The organism is Roseateles sp. GW821-FHT02E12, from assembly GCF_059421665.1.
In genome coordinates, this window is sequence record NZ_JBWKVK010000005.1 from 203,840 (window position 1) to 222,579 (window position 18,740).

Annotated in this window: 13 protein-coding genes; 8 read left to right on the plus strand and 5 right to left on the minus strand. The window is 68.9% G+C overall.

Annotation, left to right across the window (positions count from 1 at the left end):
* The first annotated feature begins 277 nt into the window (after positions 1 to 277).
* Positions 278 to 1,480 (plus strand): MFS transporter, encoded by a 1,203-nt coding sequence (locus AC07V5_RS28290; RefSeq protein ID WP_495118946.1) that lies wholly within the window; start codon positions 278 to 280, stop codon positions 1,478 to 1,480.
* A gap of 49 nt (positions 1,481 to 1,529) precedes the next feature.
* On the opposite strand, the gene AC07V5_RS28295 is transcribed toward AC07V5_RS28290, so the two are convergent.
* The 3 genes from AC07V5_RS28295 to AC07V5_RS28305 all read right to left on the minus strand — a co-directional run bounded on the left by AC07V5_RS28295 (position 1,530) and on the right by AC07V5_RS28305 (position 4,822).
* Entirely contained in the window at positions 1,530 to 2,228 is a 699-nt protein-coding gene (locus tag AC07V5_RS28295) for a TetR/AcrR family transcriptional regulator (protein ID WP_495118947.1), read from the minus strand.
* A 381-nt stretch (positions 2,229 to 2,609) separates the two neighbouring features.
* The gene (locus AC07V5_RS28300; protein ID WP_495118948.1) at positions 2,610 to 3,635 is read right to left on the minus strand and encodes a dipeptide epimerase; all 1,026 of its coding nucleotides are present in this window, start codon (positions 3,633 to 3,635) and stop codon (positions 2,610 to 2,612) included.
* A gap of 35 nt (positions 3,636 to 3,670) precedes the next feature.
* On the minus strand, positions 3,671 to 4,822 hold the full coding sequence (locus AC07V5_RS28305; protein WP_495118949.1) for an NAD(P)/FAD-dependent oxidoreductase: 1,152 nt from the start codon (positions 4,820 to 4,822) through the stop codon (positions 3,671 to 3,673).
* 101 nt (positions 4,823 to 4,923) lie between these two features.
* Between AC07V5_RS28305 and AC07V5_RS28310 the strand changes: the two genes are divergently transcribed.
* Entirely contained in the window at positions 4,924 to 6,246 is a 1,323-nt protein-coding gene (locus tag AC07V5_RS28310; RefSeq protein WP_495118950.1) for a peptide MFS transporter, read from the plus strand.
* Between the two features lie 12 nt (positions 6,247 to 6,258).
* Here the strand turns inward: AC07V5_RS28310 and AC07V5_RS28315 are convergent, their stop codons facing one another.
* Positions 6,259 to 6,996, minus strand: coding sequence for a cupin domain-containing protein (locus AC07V5_RS28315; protein ID WP_495118951.1), 738 nt, complete (start codon positions 6,994 to 6,996; stop codon positions 6,259 to 6,261).
* 177 nt (positions 6,997 to 7,173) lie between these two features.
* On the opposite strand from AC07V5_RS28315, the gene AC07V5_RS28320 reads away from it, so the two are divergent.
* From AC07V5_RS28320 to AC07V5_RS28345, 6 genes are all read left to right on the plus strand, one after another.
* Entirely contained in the window at positions 7,174 to 9,405 is a 2,232-nt protein-coding gene (locus tag AC07V5_RS28320) for a TonB-dependent receptor (protein WP_495118952.1), read from the plus strand.
* A 7-nt stretch (positions 9,406 to 9,412) separates the two neighbouring features.
* Entirely contained in the window at positions 9,413 to 11,317 is a 1,905-nt protein-coding gene (locus AC07V5_RS28325) for a serine hydrolase domain-containing protein (RefSeq protein ID WP_495118953.1), read from the plus strand.
* Between the two features lie 35 nt (positions 11,318 to 11,352).
* Complete coding sequence (locus AC07V5_RS28330) at positions 11,353 to 13,284, plus strand: serine hydrolase domain-containing protein (RefSeq protein WP_495118954.1); 1,932 nt, start codon at positions 11,353 to 11,355, stop codon at positions 13,282 to 13,284.
* Positions 13,285 to 13,311: 27 nt separating this feature from the next.
* On the plus strand, positions 13,312 to 14,787 hold the full coding sequence (locus AC07V5_RS28335; protein ID WP_495118955.1) for a M81 family metallopeptidase: 1,476 nt from the start codon (positions 13,312 to 13,314) through the stop codon (positions 14,785 to 14,787).
* 91 nt (positions 14,788 to 14,878) lie between these two features.
* On the plus strand, positions 14,879 to 15,580 hold the full coding sequence (locus tag AC07V5_RS28340) for an NIPSNAP family protein (protein WP_495118956.1): 702 nt from the start codon (positions 14,879 to 14,881) through the stop codon (positions 15,578 to 15,580).
* A gap of 6 nt (positions 15,581 to 15,586) precedes the next feature.
* A complete protein-coding gene (locus AC07V5_RS28345) occupies positions 15,587 to 16,096 on the plus strand; it encodes a DUF1579 domain-containing protein (protein WP_495118957.1) in 510 nt (169 codons plus the stop codon).
* On the opposite strand, the gene AC07V5_RS28350 is transcribed toward AC07V5_RS28345, so the two are convergent.
* Positions 16,093 to 18,609, minus strand: a complete 2,517-nt coding sequence (locus AC07V5_RS28350) for a response regulator (RefSeq protein ID WP_495118958.1) — start codon at positions 18,607 to 18,609, stop codon at positions 16,093 to 16,095. The two genes, AC07V5_RS28345 and AC07V5_RS28350, sit on opposite strands and share 4 nt — an antisense overlap.
* Positions 18,610 to 18,740 lie beyond the last annotated feature (131 nt).

An 18,740-nucleotide genomic window follows, 5' to 3' on the forward strand; every position in this document is an offset into this window, starting at 1 on the left:
GCCGCGGGGAGTTCGTGCAGTATTCATCGCCAATGGAGCAATTGCCGTCCCATCGAGGTGCGGCGCGCGCCGCCACGGCGCAAAGCCGGCAGGCTGGATGGCGCAAATCGGCCGCCCTCGACGAAGCAGGGAAAACACAGACTTGTATATGAACCAAAGTTCATATTAAATGGATTGCAGTGACGGGCGTGTGCTGCTCGCTGCATCTGCAGCCGTGCAGTCATCCGCCTGATCAGCCAGCTCTTAGCCAGCCTTCATCGCCACAGGATTGCCCTCCATGTCTTCCGCTGTTCTCCCCAACCAAGGCCCGTTGGGCCGGCCACAGTCCTCGCTCTTCACCGCCGCCATGGTGATGCTGGGCTGCGTGGCATTCACCTTCTTCCTGTGCACGCCGCTGCTGGTGGCGTTCATGGCGCAGCAGTGGGGCTTCACGCCGTCGCAGGTGGGCTTCGTCGTGACGGCGGACACGGCCGGCAACACGCTGGGTGCGCTGGCCGTGGCCAAGGGCATCCGCGGCTGGCCGATGCGGCGAATCCTGGGCCTGGGCATGCTGGCCATGATGTGCGGCAACGCGGTCATCGGCCTCGGGCTGGGCATGCCGGTGTCCATCGCCGGTGGCTTGATCGCCGGCCTGGGCAATGGCGTCGTCAGCGGCTCGGCCATCGGCTTCCTGGCCTACAGCCGCGAGCCCCAGCGCAACATCGGCTTCCTGGTGGTGTGCCAGAACCTGTACGCGATGGCGCTGATGGCCGTCATCCTGCCCACCATCGGCGGGCAATGGCTGGCCAGCGGCGCGTTCTTCTTCATCGCCGCGGTGGGCATCGTCTGCCTGCCGGCGATGTTTTTGTTCAAGCGTGGCGAGACCATCCCCGCGGCCTTCCGTGACGGCAAGGTCAACAAGGCGGGCGTCTACCTGACGCTGCTGACGCTGTACACCTGCTACACCGGCGTGGGCGTGATCTGGACCTTCCTGGCCACGCTGGCCGAGAGCCAGGGGCTGGACAAGGAATACATCGGCAAGATCCTGGCGATTGCCAACTTCGCGTCGCTGGGCGCCTGCTTCCTCGTCAAGGCGATGGCGCGGCACAGCTTGTTCGGCTGGAGCCGCTTCGTCGTGGCGGTGTCCGCGTTAGGTGCAGCAGGCCTGGCGATGCCGCTGACGCCCACCAGCTTCGCGGTGGCGACGATGGCGTTTGTGGGCTGCTGGACGCTGACCGGCGTGCTGGTGCCGACGCTGTTGCCGGTGTTCGACCCGGTCGGCCGCCACGCCGCGCTGACGCCGGCCATCCTGGGCCTGGGCTATTCCACCGGCTCCTTCATGGGCGGCATCGTGGCCGAGGCGGCGTCGCCGCGAATGGCGTTCATCGTGGCGGCGGGTTGCATCGCGCTGTCGGCCGTGCTGCTGTTCGTGCAGCGCTACTTCGTCACCGCACCGAGTGCGCCGCAGCTGCCGGCAGATCTGAAGCGCTCGGTGGCCTGAAGCCACGCGCTCCGTGGGCCCGCTTCGGCGGGCCTTTTCGTTTGCGCGCTCAGGCCGCGCGGGGCACCAGCAGCCGCGTGGCCAGTGCCACCAGGCACACGCGGATGTCCGCGGCCATGCGCTCGTGGTCCACGCCGGGCTCCATCTGGGCCGAGGCCATCAGGTGGTGGCACATCAGCGGAATGGTGCGCGCCACGGAGCGCACGTCTTCGCTGTTGGCTTGCGGTGCGTAGAACTTCAGCGCCGACTCCATCGACTCGCCGACGCGCTCGCCGTGGCGAAAGACCATCTGGTGCAGCGCCGGCATGGACATCACCATGCCGAAGAGGGCGCCGATGCCGGGCTGGTCTTCGTAGACGACGCGGGCGCGCTCCATCTGCTCGTTCAGGTAGGTGAAGAAATCGCGGTTGCCGCCGTGGCGCGGATGCACGGAGTCGACGGCATCGAAGACCCGGGTCAGCCAGGCCTCCAGCAGCGCCGCAATGATGGATTCCTTGTTCGGAAAGTAGCCGTACAGCGAGCCCACCGACAGCCCCGCGGCCACGGCGATGCGCTTGGTGGACAGTGAATCCAGCCCGGCCCGGCGGATTTCGTCATTGGCCGCGCGCAGCACCGCCTGCACCGTCTGCTGGCTGCGTGCCTGCTGCGGAATGCGCCGCACGGACACGCCTTTGCGTTGGCGCGGTGTCAGGGCCGGCTCGTCGGCGGGGGCTGCCGGCTCGGGCGCCGGCTTCTTCTTGGTGGGCATGCCGGCATCGTATCCAAGGGCTGTGGCCGGGCCGTCGGTGGGCACCCGGGCGGGCTCGGTGGCGGCGGATGGCCCGGCCTGCTGAGTGGCTTCGTCGGCATTTGTGTTAGTGCGAACAATAGATCGCATATTGGCAACCTCATCACCCGGAGGATTTGCCGCTGACGCATTCGATTCACCCGGAATTTTGCTCATCGGTCTGCCCATCTTGCTTTGACTAAATATGAACTTAGTGTCGCATTGAAGGCGGCGCTGAGCAGTACTTTGCAACCCTCGGATGCAAAGGCCCTCGCCAGGGCGATTGACGATCATCTGGAGCGCAAGCGGATCACCCGGAACGTCGGAGTGCACGCCGCACTGGGAGTGCCGGCGTTCTGGATCTCAGCGGGCAGCCACCGCAGCGGCCATGCCGCCCCAGACTTCAGGCGGGCAGTGGATGTCACCGTTCGGGTAGCTGACGCTGGGATGGCAGTCGTTGCGAATGAAAACCGGGCCGTCGAGATCGACGACGTCGCAGAGCTGGCCGAGCACGAAGGCTGGCGCCATCGCGATGCCCGTGCCGGCCATGTTGCCCACCATGACCTTCATGCCGAGCTGGCGCGCACGCGAGGCCATCATCAAGCCCTCGGTCAGGCCGCCGCATTTGTCCAGCTTGATGTTGACGACGTCGAAGAGTCCGCGGATGTCTTCGAACTCGTCCAGGTTCAGGCAGCTTTCGTCGGCCGCCGTTTCCAGCGGGAAATCGATGACCTGCATGTCGGCCTCGCGGCCGCGTGCGAAGGGCTGCTCCAGCAGCCTGACGTCGGCGTCCACCAGCACCGGCAGCAGCCGCTCGATGCTGGCCGGGGCGTAGCCCTGGTTGGCGTCCACGCTCATCCACACGTCCGGCCGCGCCGCGCGCACGGCTTGCACGCGGGCGATGTCCAGCAGAGTTTCGCCGGTCAGCTTGAGCTTGAGCGCCTTGGCGCTGCTGTAACCGACCGCGCCGGCCGCCATGCGCTCAGGGGTGTCGGCGCCCAGCGTCATCGTGGACATCCGCGGCCGCGGCGCAGCCATGCCAGCGAGCTGCCACACCGCGCAACCGGCGCGCAGGGCATCGAGTTCCCACAGCGCGCAGTCCACGGCGTTGCGGGCACCGCCGGGCGGTAGCAACTCGCGCAAGTCCTGGCGCGACAGCCCGGCCTCGATCTGCGGGCGCACGTTCTCCAGCGTGGCGAGCATGTGGGCAGGGCGGTCGTGCATGTAGTACACGCCGGCGCTCTCGCCCCGGCCAACCCGACCCTCGGCGCTCAGGGTGACGTTGAGCACCGGCACCTCGGTGAAGGTGTAGCCCGAGATGTGGAACGGCTCGCTCAGTTGCAGGGCGCCCAGGCGCAGGCCGAGCGACATCGAAGGATGCAGGGGCAAGGGTGTTCTCCGTGAGGTGGCGTGACGCGCCGCCCTCAGGCCGCGCAGCCGAGGTCGACCGCGAAGCGGCGAGGCGCCAGGTCCTGGGCCCGCAGGCCCAGCGCGGCCACGTCGTCGGGCAGCGGCTTGCCCATGGCGAGGCTGGCCGCGGCGCGGCCGAGGGCCGGGGCGGTCTGGATGCCGTAGCCACCCTGGCCCGCGCACCAGAAGAAGCCTGGCGCGGTGGGGTCGAAGCCCACCACCGGGCTGCGGTCGGGGCTGAACACGCGCAGGCCTGCCCAGCGGTGGCGCACGCGGCGAACGGCCTGGCCGGTCAAGGTTTCGAAGCGGTCCACTGCGATCGCCACGTCCAACTCCTCGGGCTGGGCGTCGCAGGGCGGGCTGAGCGTCTCGTCGGCCGGCGAGATCAGCAGCAGGCCGGCGTCGGGCTTGAAGTAGTGGCTCTCGTCGATGGTGATGACGGCGGGCCAGCCGCTGGCGTCGAGGCCGCCGGGCACGTCGATCAGCGCGGCCGTGCGGCGCATCGGCTGCAAGGGCACAGGCGCAATGCCGGCCAGCCGGGCCACGGCATCGGCCCAGGCGCCGGCGGCGTTGACCAGCAACGGCGTGCGAAGGCTGCCGTTGCTCGTGTGTGCCAGCCAGTTGCTGCCCTCGCGCTCCAGCCCGCGCAGCGGCGTGTCCAGTTGCAGCCGAACCCCGGCGGCCTGGGCCGCGCGCAGGAAGCCCTGGTGCAGGGCGTCGACGTCGATGTCTGCCGACCCGGCGTCCAGCAAAGCGCCTGCGACTTGCTGGCGCTCGAGGATGGGCACGCGGGCGAGGGTCGCTTCGATGTCGAGAAGCCGGGTCTCGTGCAGCACGTCCGGGTCGGCGCGGAAGGCGTCGCCGAGGGTTTGCTGCCCGGGGCCGATGAGGAACAGGCACTCACGCGGGCGCAGCAATGGGTGTGCCACGAAGCCCGGGGGCGGCGCATCGAAGAAGGCCCGGCTGGCGCGCGTGAGCGCCCGGATGGTGGCGTTGCCGTACAGGGCCGAGTACAGGGCGGCCGAGCGGCCCGTGGAGTGATAGCCGGCATGGGCTTCCGCCTCGAGCACGACGACCTCCATTCCCGGCGCCAGTGACGCTGCCATGGAGGCGCCGGCGATGCCGCCGCCGATGACGACGCAGTCGACATTGCGAATGATCGTCACGATTGAATTTTCAACAAGTTTTCCATAACGGAAAAAATGTACCATTAGGACATTGATCTAGCAACAGCAGTCCTTTCATCCCCAGCCTTCCTGGAGCGTCTGTGAACCCTCTGCCCAATTCGCCGATCTCGCCAATCTCGCCGGCTTCGCCCAGCCTTTCGTCTGGCGTGCCGTCTGCATGGTTCGGCCAGCCGCGCGGGCTGACCTTCCTGTTCCTGACCGAGATGTGGGAGCGCTTTTCCTTCTATGGCATGAGCGCACTGTTGATCTACTACATGACCAAGCAGCTGCAGTTCGGCCAGGCCGACGCGTCGCTCATCTACGGGCTCTACACGGGCGGCGTCTACCTGACGCCCATCGTGGGCGGCTACCTGGCGGATCGCTGGCTGGGCCGGCGGCGCGCCATCGTCATCGGCGGCAGCCTGATGGCGCTGGGGCATTTCGCGCTGGCCTGGGAGTCGCTGTTCTACCCCGGGCTCGTGCTGATCGCGCTGGGCAACGGCCTGTTCCTGCCCAACCTGCCGAGCCAGGTGGGCGACCTCTACCCCAAGGACGACCCGCGCCGCGGCGGCGCCTACAACGTCTACTACGTGGGCGTGAACCTCGGCGGCCTGCTGGCGCCGCTGGTTTGCGGCACGCTGGGTGAGGTCTACGGCTGGCACTGGGGCTTCGGCGCGGCGGGCGTCGGCATGTGCCTGGGCCTGGTCATCTACCTGGCCGGGCAGCAGTACCTGCCTGCGGACAAGCCATCCGCGGCGCCTGCGCCCGCGCCGGTGGCCGGCGCCGCACCGGGTATCTCGGCCTTCACGCCGCTGCTGCTCGTGGCGCTGGCGGTCATCGTGTTCCGCAGTGCCTATGCGCAGAGCGGCAACACGCTGGCGGTCTGGGTCGACACCCGCGTGGACCTGCGGGTTCTCGGGTTCCTCGTGCCGGTGACGTGGGTGCAGTCGCTCAACCCGCTCTTCGTCTTCATGTTCACGCCGCTGCTGGTGCGTGCCTGGCGGCGCGCGGCGGCACAGGGGCGCGACCGTGCGCCGCTGGCGAAGATGGCGCTCGGTGCGGCGGGCGTGGCCGTGTCCTACCTGCTGCTGGCGGGCGTGGCGGCCACTGCTGGCGAGCAGCGCGTGAGCGGCCTGTGGCTGCTGCTCTTCTTTGTCGTCTACACGGGGGCCGAGCTGTACATCCTGCCGGTCGGCCTGGGGCTGTTCGCGCGGCTGGCGCCCGTGGGCATGGGTGCGACGGTGATCGCGGCCTGGTTCCTGGCGGCCTTTGGCGGCAACCTGCTGTCGGGCGTGGTGGGCCGTGCCTGGGTGTGGCTGGGGCCCGCAGGCTTCTTCGCGCTGCTGGCTGCGCTGGCGGCAGCGGCGGCAGTGGCCCTGCTGGCGCTGGCGCCGCTGTTGAGTCGCGTCGAGCCGGCGCGCTGACTCAGGCGGCCGTCAGCGCCTGGGCGCGCGGGCGGCCTTCGCGGGGGCGCGCTTGGCCGCCGCCTTGGCGGGCACCGGGGCCGGTGCCGCCTCGGGTGCGCTCATGCGCTGAGACGCCTCGAGGAAGGGCTGCGTGACCGTCTCGACCTGGCCGTTGCGCGGTGCGCAGGCGGCGACGAGGCGGCAGGGCCCGTCGGCGGCCTTGAGGTAGGCGTGGCCCATGCCGCTGTCGAAGAAGATGGAGTCGCCCGCACGCAGCACGACGGGTGCGTAATGCTCCGAGTGGAAGGCGATCTCGCCTTCCAGCACGTAGGCGAACTCTTCGCCGGGGTGGCGGATCAGGTCGCCGAATTCGGCCTTGAACTCGTCCAGCGTGCGCGCATGCATCTCGGCGATCAGCGGGGTGAAGCGCTTGTTGAGCAGCTCCGTGGCCAGGTAGATCTGGTGGTAGCTCTGCGTGGCCACGGCCTGGCCCTCGCCGGCGCGCTGCACCACGCGCCGGCCGCTTCCGCCGGTTTCGGGTGCGGCATTGCGGCCTGGCGCTTCGGCCAGCAGTTCGGCCATGTCCACGCCCAGCCCCTTGCTCAGCAGCGACAGCTTGTCATAGGACAGCGAGACGTTGCCCTTCTCCAGCTTGGACAGCGTGGACACCGCCAGGCCGGTGCGCGAGCTCACGTCGCTCAGCGTCAGGCCCAGGCGCTTGCGCACGCTGCGGATGTGGTCGCCGGGGGAGGTGGTGAGATTGGCCATGATCGACGGGGCTACTGATTTTTCCATCTTAGCCACTGCGCCGGCGCACGCCGCTCCCCGATTGCCCTGAGTCGCGTCTGGCCTGGATAGAAAATATAAGGGTTACACCGATTGGAAATAAATTTCCAAGATGGAAACTTTGCGCTCTACATCGACCTGCTTTTCCAGGAGTTGCTCATGAGCCGCCCTTATTGCCGTAGCCGTCCCCTCAGGCGTTCGCCCTTCGTGCCGGTGCTGCTGCCCTGCGTGGCGGCCCTGTATGCCTCCGCGGCCTGGAGCCAGGCCGCCGCGCCCGACGAAGCCAAGGCAGCGCGGGAGGCCGCGGCCGTGCAGCAGCTGGAGACGGTCACGGTGACGGCCACGCGCCGCCGCGAGCCGCTGCGCGACGTGCCGCTGCGCGTGGAGACGCTGAAGGTCGAGTCGCTGGAGCGCTCGGGCGCCGGTTCGCTGGCCGACTACGTGGGCACGCTGCCCGGCATCGACGTGATGAGCGACGGCGGCCCCGGCCGCGGGCAGGTCAGCATCCGCGGCGTCAATGTGGGCAGCCTGGCCACGCCCACGGTCGGCACCTACGTCGACGAGGTGGCTTTCGGCTCCAGCACGGCCTTCGTTGGCGAGGCCGTTGCGGCGCTCGACATGTCGCTGCTCGACCTGCACCACATCGAAGTGCTGCGCGGCCCCCAGGGCACGCTCTACGGCGCCGGCGCCATGGGCGGCCTGATCAAGTACGTCACCAACGAGCCCGACAGCTACGCCTTGTCCGGCAAGGCGGGCCTGGCGGTGCGCGGCATTCGCGGCGGAGCGCTGGGCCACACCGAGAACGCTGTCGTCAACGTGCCGCTGAGCGAGGGCGTGGCCGCCATGCGCGTGGCGCTGTTCAACGACCATGACGGGGGCTACATCAAGGCAGTCGGCCGTGCGGCGGCTGATCACGCCAACGACGGCAACACGCGTGGTGGCCGCGTGTCGCTACTGCTGGAGCCGACGAGCAAGCTCAAGCTGCGCCTGACGGCCACCCAGCAGAACATCCAGCGCAACGGCACCGCCGTCGTGCAGTACGACGTGGCCACCGGCGAGCCGATCAATGGCGACCGGACCCACAAGGTGTCCACCGCCGAGCCCTACGAGGTCAAGACCCGCCTGGTGTCGGCCGACGCCGAGTACGACCTCGGCTGGGCGCGTCTGAACGTCATCGGCTCGTCGCAGCGCTTCGACGCCGACACCATCCTGGACGCCTCCGACATCGTCGGCAGCCCGGCCTTCAGCTTCGTGCAGCTGCGCAACGACACCCACCTGCGCAAGCAGACCCAGGAAGTGCGCCTGACCTCCTCGCGCGGCACCTTCGAATGGCTGCTGGGCGTTTATCACAACAAGGAAAAAGGCGCCCGCAACCAGCGCCTGTGGGGGCAGATGGCGGCCGATGGTTCCGAGGCGACGCTGGTGACCAGCGACCAACCGTCCAACTACGAGGAAAACGCCGTCTACGGCGACGTCACCTACAACCCCACGCCGGCCCTGTCGTTCACGCTGGGTGCCCGCGTCGCGCGCAACAAGCAGATCTACGAGACGCTGACCAACGGCGTCAACGATTTCCCGGCAGCGCTGCACTCCAAGGACAAGTCCAACACCTACCTGCTGACCGGCCGCTACTCGCTGGACAAGGTCAGCAGCGTCTACTTCCGCGCCGCCAGCGGCTACCGGCCTGGCGGCCCCAACCCGCCGGCCATCGACGAGAACGGCCAGGTCATCCCCGGCGCGCCGACGTCCTTCGAGCCCGACACGCTGTGGAGCTACGAGGCCGGCTACAAGGCCGACCTGCTGGACAAGCGGCTGTCCATCGAGGTGGCGGTGTTCGACATCCGCTGGGACCAGATCCAGCAGCCCATTCCCATCGGCGCCACCACGCTCACCGGCAACGCCAGCAAGGCCGAGATCAAAGGCGTGGAGCTGGCGGTCCGATACGCGCTGGACAGCCAGTGGAGCCTGGACGGCGCCCTGGCCTTGACGGACCCCAAGCTCAAGGAAGACGCGCCCAAGCTCGGCCCGGCCGGTTCGCGCCTGACCAACTCGGCCAAGGTGTCGGCCTCCTTCAGTGCGCGCTATGCCTACAGCCTGGCCGGCAAGCCTTCGTACAACAGCCTGACGGTGCGGCACGTGGGCCAGCGCAACGCCGGCTTCGACAGGGTGGGCACCGCGGTGCCGAACTACAGCCTGCCCGGCTACACGCTGGTGGACGCGCAATGGGGTGTGGACTTCGGCACCTGGCAGCTCTCGGCCTTCGTGCGCAACCTGACCGACAAGCGCGCCCTGCTGGGTGGCGACACGGCCCTGACCGCTTTCGGTGGCCCGCTGCGCGTCACGCTCGCACAGCCGCGCACCGTGGGCGCCGCCCTGACCTACAACTTCTGACACGTCTATGAACAAGCTGTTTTATGGGCTGCGCCTGCTGGCGCTCGCCTTCTGCGCCGGCGTGCTGGCACCTGCGTCCGCGCAGACGCCGCCGGCCCTCACCGCCACCGATGCCGAGGCCTTCATCGACGGGCTGATGCCCACCGCGCTGAAGACTGCGCGCGTGCCTGGCGCCGTGGTCGTGCTGGTCAAGGACGGCAAGCCCCTGGTGCAGAAGGGCTATGGCCTGGCCGATTGGGACAAGAACATCCCGGTCGACCCGAAGAAGACGCTGTTCCGCCCCGGCTCCGTGTCCAAGCTCTTCACGTGGACGGCGGTCATGCAGCTCGTCGAGCAGGGCAAGCTCGATCTGGACGCCGATCTGAACAAGTACCTGGACTTCAAGATCCCGGCGCGCAACGGCAAGGCGCTGACGCTGCGCCACGTGCTGACGCACACGACCGGTTTCGAAGAGACCGCTCGCGACCTGCTGACGTACGAGCCCATCACGCCGGATCTCGGCAAGGTGCTCAAGGGCTACATCCCGCCCTACGTCTACGACCCTGGCACGACGCCGGGCTACTCCAACTACGCGACCGCGCTGGCCGGCTACATCGTGCAGCGCACAAGCGGCAAGAGCTTCGACGACTACCTGGACCAGCACGTCTTCGCGCCGCTGGGCATGAAGAACTCGACCTTCCGCCAGCCGCTGCCGGATGCGCTGAAGGCGCAGATGTCCAAGGGCTACGTGACCTGGGACGAGAAGCCCAAGGGCTTCGAGATCATCAGCATGCCGCCAGCGGGCAGCATGTCGGCCACCGGCGAGGACATGGGCCGGTTCATGCTGGCTTTCCTGCAGCAGGGCAAGCTCGATGATGGACAGGGTGGGGCGCAGATCCTCAAGCCCGAGACGGTCAAGCTGATGCACGGCCAGCTCACGCGGCCGCTGCCGGGCCTGCTGGGCATCGGCCTGGGCTTCTACGAACAGAACATCAACGGCCACCGCGTGCTGGCCCACGGCGGCGACACCGTGCTGTTCCACAGCGACCTGCTGCTGTTCGTGGACGACGGCATCGGCCTGTACATCTCGGTCAACGCCGCCGGGCATGAGCGCCAGGGCGCGTGGCTGCGCGACAAGCTGTTCGAGGCCTTCGCCGACCGCTATCTGCCGGATGCGCGCCCGGCCACCAAGCCCGCGGTGGACGAGGCCACGGCCAAGCAGCATGCGCAGCAGATGGCGGGTGCCTACCGCAACACGCGCCGCGAGGACTCGACCTGGCTGTCGGTGTTGCAACTGCTGAGCCCGGTGAAGGTCCAGGCGCTGGAAGACGGGCGCCTCTCCATCGAGCTGGCCGGCGCGCGCAGCAACTATCGCGAGGTGAAGCCCTACTTCTGGGAGGAGGAGCACGGCAAGCGCCGGCTGCAGGCCGTCGTGGAGAACGGCAAGGTCAAGCATTGGGGCCTGGAGCCCTTCGTCTTTGCCTTCATCTTCGAGCCGGTGCCCTTCATGGCCAGCCCCACGGTGCTGCTGCTGGTGGGTGCAGCCCTCGTCGCGCTCGTGCTGACGGCGCTGCTGTGGCCCGTGGCGGCCCTGCTGCGTCGTCGGCATGGCGTGTTGGTGCCGCCGCCCCGGCCCGTGACCTGGGTGCGCGGCGCGAGCGTGCTGGCGCTGGTGGCCCTGGCGCTGTGGGGCTGGGTGGTCATGCTGCTGGAGGACCTGGGCGACACCACGCTGCTGCTGCCGGTGGCGCAGCTCACGCTGGCGGTGGCCGCCCTCGGCGGGTTGCTGGCGGCCGGCTGGCGGGTGCGTGACGCCTTCAAGCAGGGCGGCAAGGCCGCGCGGGCGCTGGCCGTCGTCTGGGTGGCTGCCTTCGCGGTGCTGCTGGCAGTGGCCAGCTACCACCACCTCATCGGCTTCAACCAGAACTATTGATCGGGTCGGCCCACCCGTTGTCGCAAGGAAGTTCGATGAGTTTCATCAGGAGAGCAGGCGTTGCCGGGCTGCTTGCGATGGCGGCAGCCTGGGCTGCGGCCCAGCCCGCCGCAACGCCCGCAAGCCAGCCGCTGGATGCGGCCGACCTGTCGGCATGGCTGGACGGCCGCGTTCCCTACGCCCTCAAGGCGGGCGACATCGCTGGGGCCGTGGTCGTGGTGGTCAAGGACGGCAGGGTCCTGCTGCAGAAGGGCTATGGCCTGGCCGACGTTGCTGCCAAGCTGCCGATGGACCCGGAGAAGACGCTGGTGCGACCCGGCTCCACCTCCAAGCTCTTCACCTGGACGGCGGTGATGCAGCTGGTGCAGCAGGGCAAGATCGATCTGGATCGCAGCGTCAACGACTACCTGGACTTCAAGATCCACGAGCCCGTCGGCCAGCCGATCACGATGCGACACCTGATGAACCACCGCGCCGGGTTCGAGGAGGGCTTGAAGGACCTGCTCGGCTACGACCCCGCGCAGGCGCAGACCACCGAGCAATACCTGAAGCGGCACCCGCGCCCCTTGCTGTTCGCGCCGGGCGAGGTGCCGGCCTATTCCAACTATGGCGTGGCACTGGCGGGCTACATCGTGCAGCGGGTGTCCGGCGAGCCCTTCGAGGCCTACGTCGACCGCCACATCTTCCAGCCGCTGGGCATGCGCCACAGCACCATGGCGCAGCCGGTGCCGGCTGCGCTGGCGCCCTTGCTGGCCAAGGGCTACCGCACGGCCAGCGATGCCGCGCCGTCGCCCTTCGAGTTCGTCATCACGGCCCCGGCCGGCAGCGCGTCCGCCAGTGCGGCGGACATGGGCCGCTTCATGCTCGCCCACCTGCAGCAAGGCCAGCTGGGCGGCTACGCGCTGCTGAACCCGGCCACCATCGCCCGCATGCACAGCCCGTCGGAGCCCCGGCGCCCGGGCTTAGCGGCGATGGCTCACGGCATGTTCTCCTTCACGCAGAACGGCCGCGAGGTGCTGGGGCACGGCGGCGACACGGTCGTCTTCCACACGGAGCTGAACCTGCTGCCGCGCGAGGGTGTGGGCATCTTCTTTTCCTTCAACAGCGTGGGCAAGGACGCGGCTGTCTACGGCGCGCGCAAGGAGCTGTTCGACGGCTTCATGGACCGCTATTTCCCGGCACCACCCCAGGTCGACCCGCCCGCGCTGGCCTCGGCGGCGGTCGATGCCCAGCGCATCGCCGGCCGCTACCAGAGCTCGCGCCGGGTCGAGCACGGCTTCCTGAGCGCGCTCTACCTGCTGGAGCAATCGGTCATCACCGCCAAGCCCGATGGCAGCATCGAGGCCCCCGCCGGCCCGGGTGCCGGCATGGCCGCTTTTCGCGAAGTGGCGCCGCAACGCTGGCGCAAGGTGGGTGGCACGCAGGAGCTGCTGCTGACCGAGGTCAACGGCGTCAAGACCGTGCTGGACAGCGACAACCCGGTCTCCGTGATGCAGGAGGCATCCTGGCTGCGCTCGGCACCGCTGACGTTGACGGTGCTGACGCTGTCGCTGCTGGTGTTGCTGGCCACGCTGGCGCTGTGGCCGCTGGCGGCCCTGCTGCGCCGCGCGGACCGCGCCGCCAGCGGAGCCTCGCCCGAGCTGGGTCGGCTGCGGCGCTGGCAGCGGCTGGCCGTCGGCGTCGATGTCGTCTACCTGCTGGCCTGGTTCGCGCTTATCAAGCCGGTGCTGAGCACCGACCTGGGCCTCTACAACACCGGCAATGACTGGCTGGTGGGCCTGCTGCAGCTCAGCGGGCTGCTGGCGGTGGCAGCGGCGGCCGCTGGCACCTGGGCCGCGTGGCGCATGTTCCGCGTCGACGTCTCGCGCCTGGCGCGGGCCTGGGGCGTGCTGGTGGCGCTGGCGCTGCTGGGCGTGGTGTGGATCGGCGTCGTGGGGCAGTTGATGAGCCTCAACCTCAACTACTGAACCGCAGACTGACTGACCAAGGCTCTCATGAAGTTCTTCATCGCCCACCTCGCCACCGAGACGAACACCTTCGCCGCCGCGCCCACGGGCCTGGGCGGCTTCGAGGAGTACGGCATCTTCCACGGCGACGCCAGCCGCCGCGCGCCCGACGGCACGGGTGCGTTCATGCGCTTCCTGCGCGAGCTGATCGAGGCCGACGGCCATGAGGTCGTGGAAAGCCTGTGTACCCTCGCCCAGCCGGCGGGCCGCACGGTGCGCAGCGTCTACGAGGCGCTGCGCGACGAGATCCTGGCGGACTTGCGCGCGGCCCTGCCGGTGGATGCCGTGCAACTGCTGCTGCACGGGGCCATGGCCGCCGAGGGCTATGACGACTGCGAAGGCGACCTGGCGGCGCGCATCCGCGACATCGTCGGGCCGGGCGTTGCCATCGGGTTGGAGCTGGACCTGCACTGCCACTTCACCGCGCTGATGCACCGTTCGGCCGACGTGATCGTGGCCTTCAAGGAATATCCACACACCGATACCGAGGACCGCGGCCGCGAGCTCTACCGCCTGCTGGTGGACACGGCCGCGGGCCGCGTGCACCCCGCTACCGCCGTGTTCGATTGCAAGATGATGGGGTTGTGGCACACCACGCGCGAGCCGATGCAGTCCTTCGTGGCGCGCATGCAGGCCGTCGAGCGCCAGCCCGGCGTGCTGTCGGTGTCGCTGGGCCACGGCTTCCCGTGGGGCGATGTGCCGGAGGCCGGCGCCAAGCTCTGGGTGGTCACCGACGATGACGCCGCGCTGGCCCGCGTGCTGGCCGATCAGCTGGGCCGCGAGTTCTGGCAGCTGCGCGAGGCCATCAGCCCTGTCACGGCCGGCATCGACGAGGCGCTGGACAACGCGCTTGCGCTGGTGGAAGGCGAGGGCGGCCCCGTCGTGCTGGCCGACATGGCCGACAACCCGGGCGGCGGCGCGGCCGGCGACAGCACCTTCATCCTGCAGCGGCTCATCGAGCGCCGTGTCTCCAACGTCGTGCTGGGCGCGCTGTGGGACCTGGGCGCCGTGCACATCTGCAGGGATGCGGGCGTGGGCGCGGAGCTGAACCTGCGCGTGGGCGGCAAGTGCGGGCCGGCGTCCGGCATGCCGGTGGATGTGCGCGTGGTGGTGCGCGCCATCGTCGAGAACCACACGCAGAGCGCGCTGGGCACGCGGGAGCGGCTGGGCACCTGCGTGTGGGTCGAGACGCTGGGCGACGCGAAAGGCGTTCACCTGCTGCTTTCCTCCATCCGCACCCAGACCTATGGCACCGACGCGTTCACCGGCATGGGCATCACGTTGGAGGACAAGTCCCTCATCGTCGTGAAGTCGACCCAGCACTTCCACGCGCAGTTCGCGCCGCTGGCCAAGGCGGTGTACTACGTGACCACGCCCGGCGCCATCACACTGGATTTCGCAGCCATCCCGTTCCGGCTGCGCTCGCTCGACTTCTGGCCGCTCGTCGCCAACCCGCATGGCTGAGTTTTCTTGAACCCGACCTAATACATGCCATGACCTGACAGGTATCGCGGCGCAGACTGCACGGACGATGAACTCCGTGGATCACTGCCCCATGCCTGCAACCCCAGACACCACCGCTCCCGCCGCGCCGGACTGCCGCGTCGTCGAGCTGCGCCAGTACACGCTGCATCCGGGTCAGCGCGACACGCTGATCGAGCTCTTCGACCGCGAATTCGTCGACAGCCAGGAGGCGGTGGGCATCCGCGTGCTCGGCCAGTTCCGTGACCTGGACGACGGCGACCGCTTCGTCTGGCTGCGCGGCTTTGCCGACATGGCCGCGCGGGGCGACACGCTGCCGGCCTTCTACGGCGGCCCGGCCTGGGCCGAGCACCGCAGCGCGGCCAACACCACCATGGTCGATTCCGACGACGTGCTGCTGCTACGCCCGGCGTGGGACGGCGCCGCGCTGCCGGCCCAGACGCGCGGCGATGGCCCCACCCAGGGCCTACTGCGCGCGCTGGTGCTGCACCTGAAGGCGCCGGCCGACGACGAGCTGCTGGCCCTGTGCCGCGGTGTCGTCTGCAACGAGGCCCGCATGCAGGCCTGGTACGTCACCGAGCCTGCGGCCAACAACTTTGCCCGTCTGCCGCTGCGCGAGGGCGAGCCGGTGCTGGTGGGCCTGGCGATGTTCGATGACGTTGCGGCCGGTGAGGCCTGGGCACGCGAGCTGGACGCCCGCACCCAGCCCTGGCTGGCCCGCCCGACCCAGAGCCTGCGTCTGGCACCCACCGCCCGTTCCGCCCTTCACGCCTGAAACCCCATGAACACCGCCATGAACATCCCATCCACACCGCAGGACTTCGACTTCTTCATCGGCCACTGGAAGGTCAGCCACCGCCGCCTGAAGGAACGCCTGCTTGGCTGCGAAGACTGGGAGAGCTTCGAGGGCCGCTGCCGCATGTGGCCGCTGCTGAATGGCCTCGGCAACATCGACGACAACGTGTTGGAACTGCCCACCGGGCCCTATCGTGCTGTGTCCATGCGCACCTTCGACCCGGCCACGGGCCAGTGGGCCATCTGGTGGGTGGACGGCCGCAACCCGCACCGCCTGGACCCGCCCGTCGTCGGTGGCTTTGCCGATGGCACCGGTGAGTTCCAGTGCGACGACGAATTGCGCGGCCAGCCCGTGCGGGTGCGTTACCGCTGGACGGACACCGCCACCCCCACCCCGCGTTGGCAACAGGCCTTCTCGGCCGACGGCGGCGAGACCTGGGAGACCAACTGGGTGATGGACTTCGAGCGCCTGCCCGACACCGGGACTGCGGCCTAACGCTGATGTACGCGAGCTGGCTGGGAGATCCAGGCCAGCAGCGTGCGCACCAGCTGCCGCGGGTCGATGGGCTTGCTGACGTGGGCGTTCATGCCGGCGGCCAGGCAGTCCTGCACGTCGTGCTCCATCGCGCCGGCCGTCATCGCGATGATGGGCAGGCGGGCATGCTGGGGCATGGCGCGGATGAGCCGGGTCGCCGTCAGGCCATCCATCTCGGGCATCTGCATGTCCATCAGCACGGCGTCGAAGGTCTCGTGTTTCAGGCGCTCCACGGCCTCCAGGCCGTTCTCGGCCACCTCGACTTCCAGCTTCACCATGGCCAGGAAGGCCATGGCCACCTGCTGGTTGACTGGGTTGTCCTCGACCAGCAGCACGCGGGCGCCGTGCAGGGGCCGCAGCGTCTCGGCCAGGTCGGCCATGCTGCCGCCGGCGGCGGCTGCAGCGGCCGGCTGCTCGCCGCGCTGCAGTTGCATCAGGGCATCGAACAGGCGCGACGGCGTGACGGGCTTGACGAGGACCTGCGTGTCGGCGCGGCCTTCCAACTCCTCGGCGACTTGCTCGCTTGCATGCAGGCTTCCGAGGGCGATGACGGCTGGTGCCGGCGCACCGCGCTCGGCCGCGATGCGCCGGGCGGTGTCGACGAAGTCCGCGCCGGCCGTCTTCCAGTCCAGCAGCAACAGCTCGTAGGGGTGGGCGGGGTCGGCCTGGCGCAGGCGGTACAGCGCCTCGTCGCCGAAGGAGGCCACGCCGACCTGGAAGCGCCAGCTCTGCAGCATCTGCTGCAGGATGAGGCGCTCGGTGGGCTGGGCGTCGACGACCAGGGTGCGCATGCCGCGGATGCGGTGCAGGTCGATGCGCTCGGCACCCGGCTTGGCCTTGCCGAAGTCGCAGGTGAAGGAGAAGGTGCTGCCCTGGCCCGGCAGGCTGCTGACCTCGAAGCTGCCTTCCATCAACTCCACCAGGCGCTTGCAGATGGCCAGGCCCAGGCCGGTGCCGCCATAGCGTCGGGCGATGGATGCGTCGGTCTGGTCGAAGACGTGAAAGAGGCGGCCGACCTGCTCGGGCGCCATGCCGATGCCGGTGTCGTGCACGCTGATGCGCAGCCGCATGCGACCGTCGTGCTCGCCGACGAAGTCCGCCCGCACGACGATCTCGCCGCGTGGCGTGAACTTGATGGCGTTGCCGACGAGGTTGTTCAGCACCTGGGTCAGCCTCAGGCTGTCGCCCACCAGGCGGTGGGGCAGGCGCTGGTCGAACTCGAACAGCAGATCCAGCCCAGCCTCCTCCAGCCGCGCAGAGAACAGATGGCCGACGTTCTCGATCAACTCCTCGGGGCTGAACTCCTCGGCCTCCAGCGTGATCTTGCCGGCCTCGATCTTGGAGTAGTCCAGGATGTCGTTGAGCAGGGTGAGCAGGGCCTTGGACGAGGTCTGCACCTTGCCGAGGTAGTCGCGCTGGCGCCCGTCCAGCCGCGTTTCCAGCACGAGGTTGGTCAGGCCGATGATGGCGTTCATCGGCGTGCGGATCTCGTGGCTCATGCTGGCCAGGAAGAGGCTCTTGGCCGCGTTGGCGGCCTCGGCCTGATCGCGCGCCACGGCCAATGCCGCAGTCTGGCGGTGGTCGGCCTCGTAGCTGCGAAAGAGCTGCGCGTAGAGGGTGCTGTTCTCGAACAGCAACTCCAGCAGCACCACCGAGCAGGCCAGCAGGCCGTAGATGCGGCCGGCGTAGAAGCCCAGGTCGAAGCGGGCGCCGTTCAGCATGGCCGACAGTGCGATGTCGAACAGCCAGGTCAGGCTGACCACCATCAGCCACAGGTCCAGCACCGTGCGCGGCCGCTGGCGCCACAGCGCGGCCAGCGCCACGAGGCTGAGGGCCCAGACGCAGCCCACGGTGATCTGGAAGGCCAGTGAATAGCGCCCGCCCACCAGCAGGTCGGGCAGCCAGGCGTTGCCCAGCGTGGCGAGGGCGACGCAGGCGGCTGCGGTGGCCAGCGTGGCGGCAGGCCAGGCCAGCGCCCGCACTGCCTGGCGGGGCTGGCTCTTCAAGGCGATGTAGCCAAGCACGAAGAGCGGGAAGCAGCCATGCCACAGCATGTAGAGCCAGACCGTGGTCTGCGTCGTTGCGCCCAGCAGGCCGCTGGTGCTGAACAGGCCGGGGAAGGTCAGCGTATGGGCCGTCGTCAGCACGGCCGTGAACAGATAGCCGCAGCCCAGCACCATCAGGGCCTGGGAGCGCAGGATGCGGTACTGGCCGAACAGCAGTACGGCCGTGATCAGGTCGGTCAGCACCAGGGCCGACTGGTAGATGGGGATGAAGGCCGGGATCGGCGCCAGCTTCAGCTTGGCAAACGGCACCAGCGCGGCAAACACCGCCACCGACACCAGCGCGACGACGAGGGCATGGCGACGCTCACGCGGGCCTGCCGGCTGATCCAGCAAGAAAGCCGGCCCGGTTGGGGCCGGGTCCGCCTCGGAGTGGGCACCGCTCTCCCGGAGCAGGCTGCTTGCTTCCACATCGGCTCCCTGCCGCGCCAAACTTCAAGGGCGCTCGCTAACAGGATAGTCGAAGTGCGTGACGACCCGCTCAAGATGGCGGTTTGCAGTCGTTACGCCGAGTGGCGCGAGCGGGTCATGTCAAGTCTTGC